The organism is Brotaphodocola sp. (assembly GCF_050873065.1).
Taxonomy (GTDB): domain Bacteria; phylum Bacillota; class Clostridia; order Lachnospirales; family Lachnospiraceae; genus Brotaphodocola.
On record NZ_JBNMIC010000054.1, the window covers coordinates 1 to 14,302 of the forward strand.

At 48.8% G+C, this 14,302-nt stretch carries 11 protein-coding genes; 10 read left to right on the top strand and 1 reads right to left on the bottom strand.

All coding sequences use genetic code 11. The features are described 5' to 3' along the window. Positions 1 to 205: 205 nt before the first annotated feature. Positions 206 to 823 (bottom strand): DUF1836 domain-containing protein, encoded by a 618-nt coding sequence (locus tag ACR0QE_RS11340; RefSeq protein WP_432628460.1) that lies wholly within the window; start codon positions 821 to 823, stop codon positions 206 to 208. 285 nt (positions 824 to 1,108) lie between these two features. Here ACR0QE_RS11340 and ACR0QE_RS11345 point away from each other — a divergent pair, with 285 nt between their 5' ends. From ACR0QE_RS11345 to ACR0QE_RS11390, 10 genes are all read left to right on the top strand, one after another. Continuing rightward, positions 1,109 to 1,444 carry a hypothetical protein gene (locus ACR0QE_RS11345; RefSeq protein WP_432628461.1) on the top strand — a complete coding sequence of 112 codons (336 nt, stop codon included), beginning with the start codon at positions 1,109 to 1,111 and terminating at the stop codon, positions 1,442 to 1,444. A gap of 177 nt (positions 1,445 to 1,621) precedes the next feature. After that, entirely contained in the window at positions 1,622 to 3,859 is a 2,238-nt protein-coding gene (gene pcrA, locus ACR0QE_RS11350) for a DNA helicase PcrA (RefSeq protein WP_432628462.1), read from the top strand. Positions 3,860 to 3,983: 124 nt separating this feature from the next. Next, positions 3,984 to 4,277, top strand: a complete 294-nt coding sequence (locus tag ACR0QE_RS11355; RefSeq protein WP_177977776.1) for a DUF4366 domain-containing protein — start codon at positions 3,984 to 3,986, stop codon at positions 4,275 to 4,277. Positions 4,278 to 4,565: 288 nt separating this feature from the next. Further along, entirely contained in the window at positions 4,566 to 5,951 is a 1,386-nt protein-coding gene (gene rlmD, locus ACR0QE_RS11360; RefSeq protein ID WP_432628463.1) for a 23S rRNA (uracil(1939)-C(5))-methyltransferase RlmD, read from the top strand. 389 nt (positions 5,952 to 6,340) lie between these two features. Further along, positions 6,341 to 7,420 carry a tripartite tricarboxylate transporter substrate binding protein gene (locus tag ACR0QE_RS11365; RefSeq protein ID WP_432628464.1) on the top strand — a complete coding sequence of 360 codons (1,080 nt, stop codon included), beginning with the start codon at positions 6,341 to 6,343 and terminating at the stop codon, positions 7,418 to 7,420. 119 nt (positions 7,421 to 7,539) lie between these two features. Next, positions 7,540 to 8,007: a tripartite tricarboxylate transporter TctB family protein gene (locus tag ACR0QE_RS11370; RefSeq protein WP_177977773.1), complete on the top strand. Its 468-nt coding sequence runs from the start codon at positions 7,540 to 7,542 to the stop codon at positions 8,005 to 8,007. Between the two features lie 97 nt (positions 8,008 to 8,104). Beyond that, the gene (locus tag ACR0QE_RS11375) at positions 8,105 to 9,628 is read left to right on the top strand and encodes a tripartite tricarboxylate transporter permease (RefSeq protein ID WP_432628465.1); all 1,524 of its coding nucleotides are present in this window, start codon (positions 8,105 to 8,107) and stop codon (positions 9,626 to 9,628) included. Beyond that, positions 9,621 to 10,712 carry a dienelactone hydrolase family protein gene (locus ACR0QE_RS11380; protein ID WP_432628466.1) on the top strand — a complete coding sequence of 364 codons (1,092 nt, stop codon included), beginning with the start codon at positions 9,621 to 9,623 and terminating at the stop codon, positions 10,710 to 10,712. Before ACR0QE_RS11375 ends, ACR0QE_RS11380 begins: the two co-directional genes overlap by 8 nt. 192 nt (positions 10,713 to 10,904) lie before the next feature. Continuing rightward, the gene (locus tag ACR0QE_RS11385) at positions 10,905 to 12,977 is read left to right on the top strand and encodes a glycoside hydrolase family 28 protein (RefSeq protein WP_432628467.1); all 2,073 of its coding nucleotides are present in this window, start codon (positions 10,905 to 10,907) and stop codon (positions 12,975 to 12,977) included. 37 nt (positions 12,978 to 13,014) lie between these two features. Continuing rightward, on the top strand, positions 13,015 to 14,133 hold the full coding sequence (locus ACR0QE_RS11390; RefSeq protein ID WP_432628468.1) for a glycoside hydrolase family 88/105 protein: 1,119 nt from the start codon (positions 13,015 to 13,017) through the stop codon (positions 14,131 to 14,133). Positions 14,134 to 14,302: the final 169 nt, after the last annotated feature.

Genomic DNA, 14,302 nt, shown 5'->3' on the forward strand with positions numbered 1-14,302 from the left:
GCTGAGAAGCACGTGACTTTAGTCATGTGAGGTTCACAGATTGTTGAAAAAACAAGAAAAGTGATAAAAAGACAAAAGTCCCATATTCACATGACAGCAGTGGTCAGTGGTGGATATGGGACTTTTCTTTTGATTACAATGATGACAAGTTAAGCGTGAAATTCCCACCTCTTTAGGCGTGGGAGAAGTAGCGCAAATTCGTGCGTCATCGTTTTCTGCGGTCGCCTGGTTTTGTGGCATCTTCTGTGCGAAGCTGGTCAATGATTGTCTCAATCATCTGCTTCTTCAGATAGACATCAAAAGAAAGTTCGCTGATAAAGGCAAAGAGTCTCAAGTAATCCTGATCTTCCCCTGCATCCGGGAACGTTTCACAGGCTGCCTCAAATTTGGCGGTGACGTCCTCTTTTAAGCGTTCCATCTGTTCGTCCTCAAGGGAGAATACTTCCTCATAAATCTGGCTCAGAAGCGGAGATTCCTTCTCCTTAAAGTGCTTTTGTGTGATAGGAGCAAAGAGCTGCTCAATATCACTGATGGACAGCAGATTCTTATAATAATAGATGAAGAGCAGCATAATCATGTGCTCTTTTGTGTATTTCTTTTTGACAGGAGGAGGAAGCAGATTATTTTTTGCATAATTGTTGATCATCGTCTTGGTCAGCGCTTTGTCCTCCGGATTTCTCTTAGCTTTCTTTAGATGCTCTTCCATAAAACTGGTGACCTGATCCATGTACAGGTCGATTTCCGGGATGCGATCCAGTTTGATATAAGAGATGGAATCCAGGCGATTCAAAATGTCTGTTAAGCGTTCTTCGTTCGTTTTCATATTTTCACCTCTTGCTCTATTATATAGTATCGAAAACCAGATGACAAGCAGAAAAGGTTCAACTACAAGGAATTTCCCAAGCAGCTAAGCCTTTTTGGAACTAAAATGATACTAAAAATAAATTTTGAAGATGGAATTTTTGGATTATCGCCTTTTGGTGTGCATAAATTTTACAATGATTCCATATATTTATAAAAGATAGCACTACCGGAAGTCCGGGAAAAATGAGAAGGCGGACATGCCGGGAAAGCAGAGAAGAATAAACATTCCAAGGAGGGAACAGATATGGCAAGACGGGCGCGCAGAACCCCGCTGGAGAGATATGAGGACGAACTTGCCCAGACATATGCATCGATTGAACAGTATGAGAATTGTCTGGAAACCCTGAAAGAGAGGGCATCAAAGATTCAGGATCAGATTCTGATGGAAAAATTCCGTCAGGTAAATGAACTTTTGGAGAATCAGAATCTTTCCCTCGATGATTTGAGAGAGATGCTCTGTCAGGAATCCGGAGGACAGCAGAAATGTCCGGAAGAAGCGGATGAGCCGGAAAATGAGGAAAATAATGAGGAAAATATGGAAAATTCTGAAAACACGGGTATTCCACAGATTGCCTCATGAGTTCAAGCAGATGTCTGCACAGACGTTTGCCTTGTCGTTTACACAGACAGATCGGGCGAACGATTCTGCTCAGTTTTTGTGGCGGCCAGCCAGATCACCGATCGATCATAAGAATTGCACCTGCCTTAAGTTTATGCTATAATGAGCGGTAACAAATGGGAAGGACAGGACAATACAATGGCAATTTATGATACATTGAATTCTATGCAGAAAGAAGCGGTCTTTTGTACAGAGGGACCGCTTCTTGTGTTGGCGGGCGCTGGATCCGGAAAGACCAGAGTGCTGACACACCGCATTGCATATCTGATAGAAGAAAAAGAAGTAAACCCGTGGAATATTCTGGCAATTACGTTTACGAACAAGGCTGCCGGAGAGATGCGTGAGCGTGTGGATAAGCTGGTTGGGTATGGTTCTGAGAGCATCTGGGTGAGCACGTTCCACTCTTCCTGTGTGCGGATTCTGCGCCGTTTTATCGACCGTATCGGCTATGAGAGCAGTTTCAGTATTTATGACACGGACGATCAGAAGACGCTGATGAAGCGGATCTTAAAGCGGATGGAGCTCGATCCGAAACAGTTTCGAGAGAGAGCGGTGATGGCGGCAATCTCTGCGGCGAAGAATGAGCTCATTGATCCGAAACAGTTTCTTGAGAATGCCGGCGGAGACTGGAGAGAGAAGAAGATTGCGGAAGTTTATCAGCTTTATCAGGAGGAACTCAAGAAAAACAATGCGCTTGATTTTGATGATCTGATCTTTAAGACCGTCGATCTGTTCCGGACGGACGCGGAAGTTCTCGACTACTATCAGGAGCGTTTCCGCTACATCATGGTCGACGAGTACCAGGATACGAACACGGCGCAGTTCCAGCTGATCCATCTTCTGGCATCTAAGTACAAGAATCTGTGTGTGGTGGGCGATGACGATCAGTCGATTTATCGTTTCCGTGGTGCGAACATCCAGAATATCCTTAATTTTGAGGAGGCATTTCCGGGAGCAAGGGTGATCAAACTTGAGCAGAATTATCGCTCGACGACACACATTCTCGATGCGGCAAATGCAGTGATCAAAAATAATAAGGGACGAAAAGAGAAGACTCTGTGGACGGCAAATGGAGAGGGAGCACCGGTTGTGTTCCGCCATTACGATCAGGCTTACGAGGAGGCAGAGGGGATCGTCAATGATATCCTCAAGGATGGCAGACCGTTTCAGGATTATGCGGTTCTCTACCGCACGAATGCACAGTCCCGTCTGATTGAAGAAAAATGCATTTCCCACAATGTGCCCTATCGTCTGGTCGGAGGAATCAACTTCTATCAGAGAAAGGAAATCAAGGATATTCTTTCTTATTTAAAAACGATCGCGAACGGAAGAGATGATCTCGCAGTGCAGAGAATCATCAATGTGCCAAAGCGGGGAATCGGAGCGGCATCGATTGCCAAGGTGACTGCATGGGCGTCTGAGCAGGGATTTGGCTTTTACGAGGCGTGCGCGCGGGCGGCAGCGGTTCCGGGACTTGCAAAGGCAGCAGGAAAGTTTCAGGCATTTGTGGAGCAGATTGAGGAGTTTCGCCGGATGCTTCAGGATGGATCTAATTTAAAGGAAGTGATCGAGGCGATTCTCGAAAATACCGGTTATCGGGAAGAACTCAAGGCGGAGGGCGAGATTGAGTCCCAGACCCGCCTTGAGAACATCGATGAACTCGTCAGCAAGGCAGTGGACTACTGGGAGAATCAGGAACATCCGAGTCTCAACGAATTTCTGGAGCAGGTGGCACTTGTCGCAGACATTGACCAGATGGATGATTCTGAGAACCGGGTGACGCTGATGACGCTTCACAGTGCGAAAGGACTGGAGTTTCCAGTTGTTTACCTGAGCGGAATGGAAGATGGACTCTTCCCGAGTTCCATGGCAATTTTTTCCGACGACCGGGCAGACCTTGAGGAGGAGAGAAGACTTGCCTATGTGGGAATCACCCGTGCAAAAGAACGTCTTGTGCTGACGGGATCGCGCCGCCGTATGGTCAACGGAGAGACCCGCTTTGCGAAGGTCAGCCGTTTTGTGGATGAGATTCCGCCGGAACTGATTGAGAAAGAGCAGAAGAACACGTATGAGCGCAGAAACGAGCATGCGAAGCCGACAGAGCCATCGTGGAAGCAGCGTCAGGGACAGCTCGGTGTCAGCAAGTTCGGCATGAAATCTACACCGGCAGTTCCGGCATTCGGAAAGGCATTTACCGTGGAGAAGGCAGGTTCCTTAGATTACGGTCAGGGAGACCGGGTGCGCCATATCAAATTTGGTGAGGGAACCGTTGTGAGCGTTCAGGACGGCGGAAGAGACTTTGAAGTCAAGGTAAACTTTGACAAAGTCGGAGAGAAAAAGATGTTTGCCTCCTTTGCAAAACTTCAGAAAGTTTAGGCGCGAAAAAAAGTATGAGGAAAATCTTTTGAATGGGATAGTAAAAACCCGCAAAAGATGATATACTTATTTCAATGGGTTAGACATCTATGTCTCGCCACAATGACAGAAAGGACGTGAACCTATGAACAGATTCGATACCATGAGCAAAGATGCCATGAGCCGCGTAGAGGAGATCATGAATTCTACAAAGCTGAACGAATTCCTGCATAGAAAGGAAGAAGAGGAGAAGAAGAAAACTTTTATTCTCTGGGCATTGGCAATTATCGGAGCAGTAGCGGCAGTAGCAGCGATTGCGTATGGAGTTTACCGTTTCTTTACTCCGGATTATCTGGAAGACTTCGAGGATGATTTCGATGATGACTTTGACGATGATTTCTTCGAGGATGAGGATGAGAAGGACGAGAAGACGAAATAATCGATGATCGATGGGAACTCAATCGAGAATGAATCGAGAATCCGTCAGCGTATAGGAAAATGCCGGGCGTGCCTTGCTGGTTTGAGGCACGCTCATTTTGTTGTATACACGGAGACTGTGTCGGAGATGCGTGTGCAGAGGTTATATTTTTGCTTCTGCAAAAAATGAGACAGATGCAGCAGGATCGACGATTGAATTATAAGAAGATAAAATTGAGCTGAGATAGATAAAACGAGATAAGATATAAGATAAATTGCAATTAAGAAGAAATCAGATAAGGAGAACAGAGTGAAAAAAGGAGAATTTTTTGAGGCGGTTATTGAACGGGTGGATTTTCCGAACAAGGGAGTCGGCTTTGTGGATGGAGAGCGTGTTGCGGTAAAGAATACGATTCCGGGGCAGAAGGTGCGCGGAGTGATCAACAAAAAGAAGGGCGGACGCTGTGAGGGGCGTCTCCTTGAGGTTGTGGAGCCGTCTCCGTTAGAGAAAAAGGAGAATGTCTGCCCGCATTTTGGCGTGTGCGGAGGCTGTCTCTATCAGAGTCTTCCGTATGAGGAGCAGCTTAAGATCAAGGAAGAACAGGTAAAGAAACTGCTTGATCCGGTTTGCGGAGTGGATCAGTACGGATTTGAGGGCATCAAGGGAAGCCCGATCCAGGATGGCTATCGCAACAAGATGGAGTTTTCATTCGGTGACGAGTACAAGGATGGACCACTTGCTCTTGGAATGCACAAGAGAGGAAGCTTCTATGATATTGTGACAACGACGGACTGCCGGATTGTGCATCCGGATTTCAACCAGATCCTCACGGCGACGCTTCACTATTTTGCAGAGAAACAGGTCGGTTTCCACAAGAAGCTTCAGCATACGGGATACCTGCGCCATCTCCTTGTGCGCCGTGCCGTGAAGACCGGAGAGATTCTTGTTGCACTCGTGACTTCCGGCCAGACGGAGACACTTCCGGAAGCACAGGAAACTCTTCTTGAGGGCTGGAAGAATGCTCTGCTTGCGCTGAAGCTTGAGGGATCTTTTGCCGGAATCTTACACATCCTCAATGACAGTCTTGCGGATGTGGTTCAGAGTGATGAGACGACAGTTCTTTATGGACAGGATTATTTCTATGAGGAGATTCTGGGACTGAAGTTTAGAATCACGCCGTTCTCCTTCTTCCAGACGAATTCTCTCGGCGCAGAGGTGCTCTATGACACTGCGCGCTCTTATGTCGGAGAGACGAAGGATAAGGTGATTTTTGACCTCTATAGTGGAACGGGAACGATTGCGCAGGTGATTGCTCCGGTTGCAGCTCATGTGATCGGTGTTGAGATTGTGGAGGAGGCTGTCGGAGCTGCGAAGGAGAATGCGGCTCTCAATGGACTCTCCAACTGTGATTTCATTGCCGGAGATGTGCTGAAAGTCATTGGTGAGATCACAGATAAGCCGGATCTGATTGTGCTTGATCCTCCGCGCGATGGCATCCACCCGAAGGCGATCGGACGAATCATTGATTACAACGTTGACCGGATTATCTATATTTCCTGCAAGCCGACGAGCCTTGCAAGAGATTTGGAGAGTTTCCTCGCCGCGGGTTACCGGGTGGAGAGAAGCTGCTGTGTTGATATGTTCCCGGCAACTGCGGGGATAGAAACAGTTTGCCAGCTGACCCGCATAAAATAAGGGTTTACAGACTTCGCGCAAGACAAAAAATGACAACGGGCTACGGTTTGACTACATCGATTTTTGTTGTCCTCAAATCCGTGCCGGTTGTCTTTTTTTATGTGTACCCGTCGCAGATACAGATCGTTGCGATTTATGATGGAAAAATTATTTTTACAAACGCTTGAAATTAACTAAAATGGTATATGAACTATAAAAAATTGGGTTTTGTAAAATCTCGATAATTGTAATATAATCTCATTGTAAGGACACAGGGAGACAAGAAAACCTGAAAAACAGATAAAAAATCAGGACAAAAATTTCTTGAATTAGAACAATGTGTCAAAATTGATAAATCATCTGTGATGAGTTTTGGGGTAAGAAAAAACAAAATAAGGAGAGAAAATGTTATGAAGAAAAAATGGAGTCATATCTTAATGGCAGGCGTTATGGCAGTTGCAATGGTAGCAACAACTGCATGCAGCAAGGCAGATAAGACAGACGCACCGGCAGCGGACAGTGCGGCAGCAAGCACGGCAGCTGAGGGAAGTGCAGCAGCTGATGCCGGAGACATCGGTTTTCCGAAAAACGAAACGATCACCCTCGTTGTTCCGGGCAAAGCAGGCGGCGGTTCTGATCTCGGAATCCGCTATTACAGTGAGGGACTCAATCGTCTGTATGGTCTGAAGACGACAGTAACCAACTACGACAGCAATACCGTAGGTCACCAGACCGTTGCTTCTGCAAAGCCGGATGGAACGACTCTGACCGTTGCAACTTCCGCACTGAATATTCAGTATATCACCGGAAACGCAGAGGCAAACCCGATCAAGGATTTCACCCTGATTGCCTGCCTGCAGGACAACGGTTTCTCCACTCTGGCGGTACCGGCAAATGCTCCGTATGATGATTTTGCAGGATTTGTTGAGTATGCAAAGGCACATCCGGGTGAGCTGAACGCAGGTATGCCGGCAGCAGGAGCTAACACCTTCCTCTTCGGTATGCTGACCAAGAAGACCGGAATCGAGTTAAACTCCGTAGAGTGTGCATCTGAGTCTGATCGTCTGACAAACTTAGCAGGCGGGTTCATCGATATCGGTGTAGTCAATGTCGGCAACGCACAGGAGTATGAGAAGGCTGGCAAGCTGAAAGTCATCGGTACGGTAGCTTCTGACGGCGTGACAATTTCTGAGTATCCGGAGGAACTTCCGGACAACTACAAGACTCTGCAGGAGCAGGGATTTGAGGACTGCACCCTGTCTGTTTATCACTATCTGTTAGGACCGGCCGGCATGGATGAGACGATGGTCAAGAACATGAACGAGGCAATGAAGGCAGTAGTGGAAGACCCGACCGTAAACGAGGGCATCGCAGGAATCGGAAACATTCCGGGATGGCATGATCTTGAGGAGTCCAAGAAGATCCGTGACGACGAGTATGCTCAGTTCGTTGAGATCGCAAAAGATCTGGATATGTTTGTACAGGAGTAAAACAAGAGATAACGGGACAGAACCGTTACGACATAAGGATGTATGACGAATGTCCTGGGAAGTCAAAAACCTCCCGGGACATTTTAAAAGAGAGGAATACGAAAGGAGACTATTGGAGTATGAAGATGCGGAGAGATACCGTGACCGGAATCGTGGGACTGATCGGCTGTGCATTTTTCTTCTTTATGACACAGTCTGTAAAACAGCCGGCAAAACTGCTTGAACCGGGACCGAGACTTTTGCCGTATGTGGCACTTGTCCTGATTGCGATGAGTTCCATTGCACTGATTATCAAGGGTGTGAAAGAGCGCGCGATTGAGGAAAAACCGTATTTTCCGAAGGGTGGCGTGTTAAAGATCAGCAGAAGCTTTGCATACCTTGTGATCTACGCGATTGCAATGACCTGGTTAGGCTTTCTGATCACAACCCCGTTTGCGACAGTTGTCTTTATCTATGATCTGAAAGGCAACAGTGAAGTGAAACTGCTTCCGTCCATTCTCATTGCCCTGCTGGTAACGGCTGGTCTGTATGCAATGTTTGTGTTTGGATTCCAGGTAAAACTTCCGGCAGGAATTCTGTTTTCCTGATATTGCTGTATGGATATGAATGTTTGAAAATATTTGAAAATGATTGATTTGATTAATTTTTGATTAACGTTTGATTGACTATGGAGGAGGAACAATCATGGCAGAATACATAAACGCGTTGATGATCTGTCTTCAGCCGCTTCATCTGGTGCTGATCATCGCGATGGTTGCACTGGGAATTGTCTTCGGTGCGATCCCGGGACTGTCTGCTACACTCGGTATTGCGCTGCTGCTTCCGGTGACATTCGGACTTTCCACAGAGACTTCATTTGTGCTGCTTCTTGCAATCTGGATCGGAGGCGTTTCCGGAACGTTCATCTCTGCGGTACTGATCGGTATTCCCGGATCATCTTCCGCGATTGCAACCTGTTTTGACGGCTTCCCGATGACGAAGAACGGTCAGGCAGGAAAGGCGCTTGGAATCGGTATGACGGCATCCTTTATCGGAACGGTCGGTTCCGTGGCTCTTGCTACGGTACTTTCCCCGGTGATCGCAGAGTTTGCGCTTCATCTCGGACCGTGGGAGTATTTCTCCCTGTGCTTCTGTGCAATCACTCTGGTTGCATCCCTGTCAAAGGGAAACATCTTTAAGGGAATCATGGCTGCCGGAATCGGACTGCTGATGGGATGCATCGGTATGGACCCGATCAACGGAGCAACCCGTTTTACATTTGGAAACACGTACCTCTCCGGCGGAATCAGCACGGTCGCACAGATGCTCGGTATGTTTGCAATGTGCCAGATCATCCGTGACTCTGCCCGCGGTGAGGCAAAGATGCCGGACGCAAATGTCGGAAACATGAAGGGTCTCGGTGTTACTTTTAAGGATATCATCGACAATATCAAGACGATCGCGTTTGCTTTTGCTTCCGGACTCTGGATCGGTTTCCTTCCGGGAATGGGATCTGGTATCTCCAACATGGTTGCTTACGGATATGCAAAGAGCATCAGCAAAGATCCGGACAGCTTCGGAAAAGGAAATCCGGCAGGTGTGTGGGCTTCTGAGACAGCAAACAATGCCTCTCTCGGCGGCGCACTGATCCCGATGATGGCACTCGGAATTCCGGGAGACGGAATCACGGCAATGCTGATTGCGGGTCTGACGATTCACGGACTTCAGGCAGGTCCTCTGTTCATGACCGAGCAGCCGGATCTGGCAATGCTGATCTTCGCCTGCGTTATGGTAGCTGCAATCATCACCTACCTGATTCAGATTCTCACAAAGCGTTGGTTCCCGTATATCCTGAAGGTTCCGTATCATTACCTGTACACGGTTATTCTTGTAATCTGCTACATCGGCGGTTACGGAATCTCCAACACGATGTTCAACATCTATGTGATGCTTGCACTCTGCTTCCTTGCAATCTTTATGAGCGTATCCGGTCTTCCGACCTCCCCGCTTGTCCTTGCGTTCATCCTTTCAAGCAAGCTGGAGCGCTACTTCCGTCAGGGAATCAGCTACGCACACGGAAGCTATGCACCGTTCTTTACCAGACCGATTTCTGCAATCCTGCTGATCGTTTCTGTGTTCTGCGTAGTATGGCCGTTTTTGTCTGAACATCTGAAGAATAAGAAAAAGATGGCAGCCGCAGTTTCCCAGAATGAGGTAAACGATGACTGAAAAAACGGAGCGAAGGGATCTTCCTCTGATTGATACCTGTTATGCGACTCTTCCGTCCATGCTGAGAAAATTTGACCGCTATGCCCGAAAAGCGTATTTTCGGGGAGCGGGTAAAAATGAATTTGAAGTGTGGAAGACCCAGACCCGGGAGCTTCTTTGGGGGCTCCTCGGTCTGGATAAAATGGAGAAATCTTCCTTGGATCCGGTTGTGGAAGACGAAAAGACATTACCGGATGGAATACGGAGAGAACATGTACGGATTCAGGTTGAGCCGGATGTGTGGATGTCCATGTATCTGCTGATTCCTGCAGATGCGGACGCCAGCACCCGGCTCTTTTTATGCCCTCCTGGCCATAATGGAGGCGGAAAATACAGCGTTGCGGGTGTCTCAGAGTACAATTTGGTGAACCGGAAAATAGAGCAGTACCACTATGACTACGGGATGCAGCTGGCAAAACTTGGATTTGTCACAGTCTGCCCGGACTGCCGGGGATTCGGTGAGCGAAGAGAGGCACAGACGGACACAGAGAATCCGGATCTGGCTCTGAGAGGAGACTGTTACTGGCTGGCGCATATGGGGGAACCGCTCGGAATTCCGGTCGCCGGAATGCTGACCTGGGATCTGATGAGAGCGATCGACTATCTGAGAGAGCGGGGCGACTGGGATACGGATCACATCGGCTGTCTCGGGTTTTCCGGAGGTGGAATGCAGACGCTCTGGATTTCTGCGCTGGATGAGCGGATTGATCTGGCAGTGATCAGCGGCTACCTCTATGGCTACCGGGATTCGCTCCTGACTCTGAACCGCAACTGTTCCTGTAACTATGTGCCGCATCTCTGGGAATTTCTCGATATGGGAGACATCGCCTCCCTGATTGCACCCAGGCCGCTCTGGATTCAATCATGCAGGGAAGACCGCTTAAATGGACCGAGGGGAATTGAAAATGTGCGGGAACAGGTGGAGATTGTGAGAAATGCTTACAGGTGGTATGGGGCAGAGGATCGCCTGATCCATGAAATCTGTGAGGGCGGACACCAGTGGCATGAAGAAAATCTTGAGAGATATCTGGACAAGATGATTTGATTTCTCACATAAAATCATCCGCGTAAAGTATTTAGTTAGATTAGATAAAGCATTTAGAGTATTTAGAGTGTTTAGCGTGTAGAGCGTTCAGAAAGTTTCAAGTATGAAACGTGTTTTGTGGTTAAACGTGTTAAATGCGTTAAATGCAGGAAAAGAGGATCGAAGAAAGAAAAAGAGGGAAGGAGACATTCCATGGAAAAATTACAGCTGAGAGAGGAAATCCTGAGCCGTATGGAACTGCCGGTCATTGCGGACAGACAGTATTCCGTGCAGGAGTTCGGCGTTGTTCCGGACTCGGAAGAGATTCAGACTGTATTTTTACAGAAAGCCATTGATACAGTCAATGAGCAGGGTGGAGGACGCATTGTATTCCCGGCAGGTTCGTACCTGACAGGGGCTTTGCATTTGAAAAGTGGAGTGGAACTTCATTTGGAGAGCGCTGACACCGTGCTGAAATTTGTGAACGAAGAGGTCAGCCTCCATTATCCGTTAGTGTTCTCCCACTGGGAGGCGACACCGTGTTATAATTTCAGTCCGCTGATCTATGCCTGTGATGCCCATGACATCGCTGTGACAGGATGCGGAGTTCTGGATGGAGGAGCAGACCGGGAACACTGGTGGAACTGGCATCACCAGGTGGAGAATGCCTGGTCGAGCAATCGCAGGGATCTGCAGCTTGAAGACCGGAAGGCACTGCGGGAGATGAATGAGAACGGCACTCCGGTCGAGGAGAGAGTGTTTGGAGACGGGCATTTCCTGCGCCCGAATTTTGTGCAGCCAATCCGCTGCAAGCGCGTTCTGCTTCAGGGATTTACGCTGAAGAACAGTCCGATGTGGCAGCTCAATCCGGTTATGTGTGAGAGTCTCACCGTGGATGGAGTCACGATGTCGAGTCACGGGGCGAACAATGATGGCTGTGATCCGGAGAGCTGCAGCGGCGTACATATCAAAAACTGCCGGTTTGATACCGGAGATGACTGCATCAGCCTGAAATCCGGACGAGACCGGGACGGACGCATCGCAAACAAGGCGTGTGAGTATGTTCTTATCGAAAATAATGAGTTTGCGGACGGTCACGGCGGCGTGGCTCTCGGAAGTGAGATGAGTGGAGGAATCCGCCATGTGCTCGCGATGAACAACCGCTTCAGCAGTCCGAACCTGACGTATGCACTCCGCCTCAAAACGAATGCGAAGCGCGGCGGAATGGTCGAGGAAGTCACGCTTGCGGACAGTGTGATGGATCACGTTCACGGGGCAGCCGTTCATGGAACGATGTTGTATGAGGATGGAAGAAACGGGGAGTATCTGCCGGTCTTTCGGAATATCCGCATTGAGAACATCACGGCGCACGGGGGCGATTACGGAATTTTTCTGGAGGCCTTTGATGAGGTTCCGATCACCGGGCTTGTGCTCAAGAATATCGTGATTGACGGTGCAAAGAAAATGATTCGATGCATGAACTGGAAGGATCCGGTTGTCGAGAATGTCGTGATCAACGGAAGTCATTTCCCGCGCCCAATCAGCGTCAGAATCACGGACATTCCGCGCGCAGGGGATCTGTGCCATGCCAGGGCAGAACTCTGCGACGGAGTCGGCGAGTGCAGATTCACCTGGAAATATTGTGGGAAAGACGGAGTCTGGAACGTATTTGGAAGCGGTCAGGAAGTCGAGATCCCGGCAGATGCCTGTGAAGTTCAGGTGTCCGTCTGCGACAGCCAGAATAATATGGAAGAAAGTATTGTCTACCGGGTGCTCTCTGAAATGGATGCGGATTGCAAAACCTCGGATAGAAATGTGAGCAGACGGCTGTGGTGCCGGGGAATGCTTGAGAAGGTCCAGCCGCTTTCCACAGAGCCGATCACGAGGGAAAAACTTGCGAAGATGATGATTCCACTGATGGAGACGGAGGACAAGAAGGAAGCCGCCGCTGCCACCCCCTCGTGCCTTGAGACTGCGCTTCGTCAGGGATTTTTAAAGAGGGAGAAAGACGGAAGCCTGAAACCGGATGGCGTTGTCAGCAGACAGGAGATGGCAACGGTTGCGATGCAGGCGTGCGGCGTCAACTACCGGAACGCGTCCAGCACAATGCCGGTATGCGAAGATGTCGGAATGGTGGACAATAATTACGGGACAAATGTTGCGAGAGCTCTGTATTTTGGATTTATGGAGCTTGACGGGGCAGGCTGTTTTCGCCCGTTAGAGCCGGTCACGGAGCAGGAAAGTGCAGTGATCTTAAACCGCGTGGCTGATTTTGCGGGAATATAAAAAGGATAAAAATGTAAACGTGCAGAAGGGAGAGGGCATGGAGGAAATGTGGCTGGAATATTTCAGACAGTATCTGGGGCGGGAATTTCCACAATTCTTGAGTGAGAAAGTGTGGAATTACAAGGATGATCTGTGTGTGGTTGGGGCGCATGAACTGGCAGAAGCGACGGGAGATTCGAGCTGGAATCAATTTGTCACGGATCAGGCGCACTGGCTGATGCAGGAAGATGGAAGTGTCGCCAACTGGAAAGAGGGCGAGAACAACATTGACAAAATCAGCTTTGGAAAATCATTGAGAATCCTCCGGGATCTGACGGGAGATCCGGGATCGGACTATGCGGCTGCGGTGGAGCGGGCGTATGAGTTTCTGAAGCATTATCCGAGAACGGAGACGGGGAATTTCTGGCATAAGGATATTTACCCGAATCAGGTCTGGCTCGATGGACTCTATATGGCAATGCCGTTTTATGCAAAGACGATCGCGGAAAACGGGGATGATCGGTGGGATGACATCATCGATCAGTTTGAGAGCGCACACCGTCTGCTCTGGGACGAGGAGAAAAAACTCTATGTGCATGGCTGTGATGTGAGCAAAAAGGCAGACTGGGCAGATCCTAAGACAGGAAGAAGCCAGGGAGTCTGGCTCCGTGCGGAGGGATGGTACCTGATGGCGCTCTGTGATGTCTATGAGCTTGCAAAAGGGCGCACAGAGCGTGCTGTGGAGTTGAAAAAGCTTCTTGAGCGTGCTGTGGATGGAATCCTTCTCTATCAGGACCGGGAGACCGGAATGTTCTATCAGAGCGTGGATCACGCGGAACTTCACGGGAATTATCTGGAGACTTCAGGCAGTGCGATGGTTGCCTACGCGCTGATGAAAGGGGCAAGACTTGGAATTCTCCGTGCGGATCTCGGAGCGGAGGGAGAGCGGATTCTGGAAGGAATTCGGACTGCTTATCTCAGGCGTGAGGAGGATGGAATTCACCTCTATGGAATCTGTGCGAGTGCCGGACTTGGTGCCGGACCGGATCCGCATAATAGAAAGGACAGAACCGGCAAGCCGGAGTACTATGTGAGTGAGGTTCAGATGCGGGACAACCAGCATGGAAGTGCGGTATGCATGATGGCAGTCAGTGAACTTCTGCGGCGGAAACATTGAAAATTTAATATAAAATGGCTTTAGCATTTGATATTTAGAGTTTGGTATTTAATACTTGATACTTGGTATTTACTATTTAATACGGCTCCGACAGCTGGATAAGTCATGCAAACTCGCTTTCGCTCCGGGTTAATCAGCGGAAGCGTCACTGGCGCTTCCTCGATACGCA

Coding starts and splice junctions, on each gene's coding strand:
- pcrA (WP_432628462.1), top strand. CDS start 1,622: ATGGCAATTTATGATACATTGAATTCTATGCAGAAAGAAGCGGTCTTT.
- ACR0QE_RS11375 (WP_432628465.1), top strand. CDS start 8,105: ATGGCAGAATACATAAACGCGTTGATGATCTGTCTTCAGCCGCTTCAT.
- ACR0QE_RS11385 (WP_432628467.1), top strand. CDS start 10,905: ATGGAAAAATTACAGCTGAGAGAGGAAATCCTGAGCCGTATGGAACTG.
- ACR0QE_RS11370 (WP_177977773.1), top strand. CDS start 7,540: ATGAAGATGCGGAGAGATACCGTGACCGGAATCGTGGGACTGATCGGC.
- ACR0QE_RS11340 (WP_432628460.1), bottom strand. CDS start 823: ATGAAAACGAACGAAGAACGCTTAACAGACATTTTGAATCGCCTGGAT.
- ACR0QE_RS11355 (WP_177977776.1), top strand. CDS start 3,984: ATGAACAGATTCGATACCATGAGCAAAGATGCCATGAGCCGCGTAGAG.
- ACR0QE_RS11390 (WP_432628468.1), top strand. CDS start 13,015: ATGGAGGAAATGTGGCTGGAATATTTCAGACAGTATCTGGGGCGGGAA.
- ACR0QE_RS11365 (WP_432628464.1), top strand. CDS start 6,341: ATGAAGAAAAAATGGAGTCATATCTTAATGGCAGGCGTTATGGCAGTT.
- ACR0QE_RS11380 (WP_432628466.1), top strand. CDS start 9,621: ATGACTGAAAAAACGGAGCGAAGGGATCTTCCTCTGATTGATACCTGT.
- ACR0QE_RS11345 (WP_432628461.1), top strand. CDS start 1,109: ATGGCAAGACGGGCGCGCAGAACCCCGCTGGAGAGATATGAGGACGAA.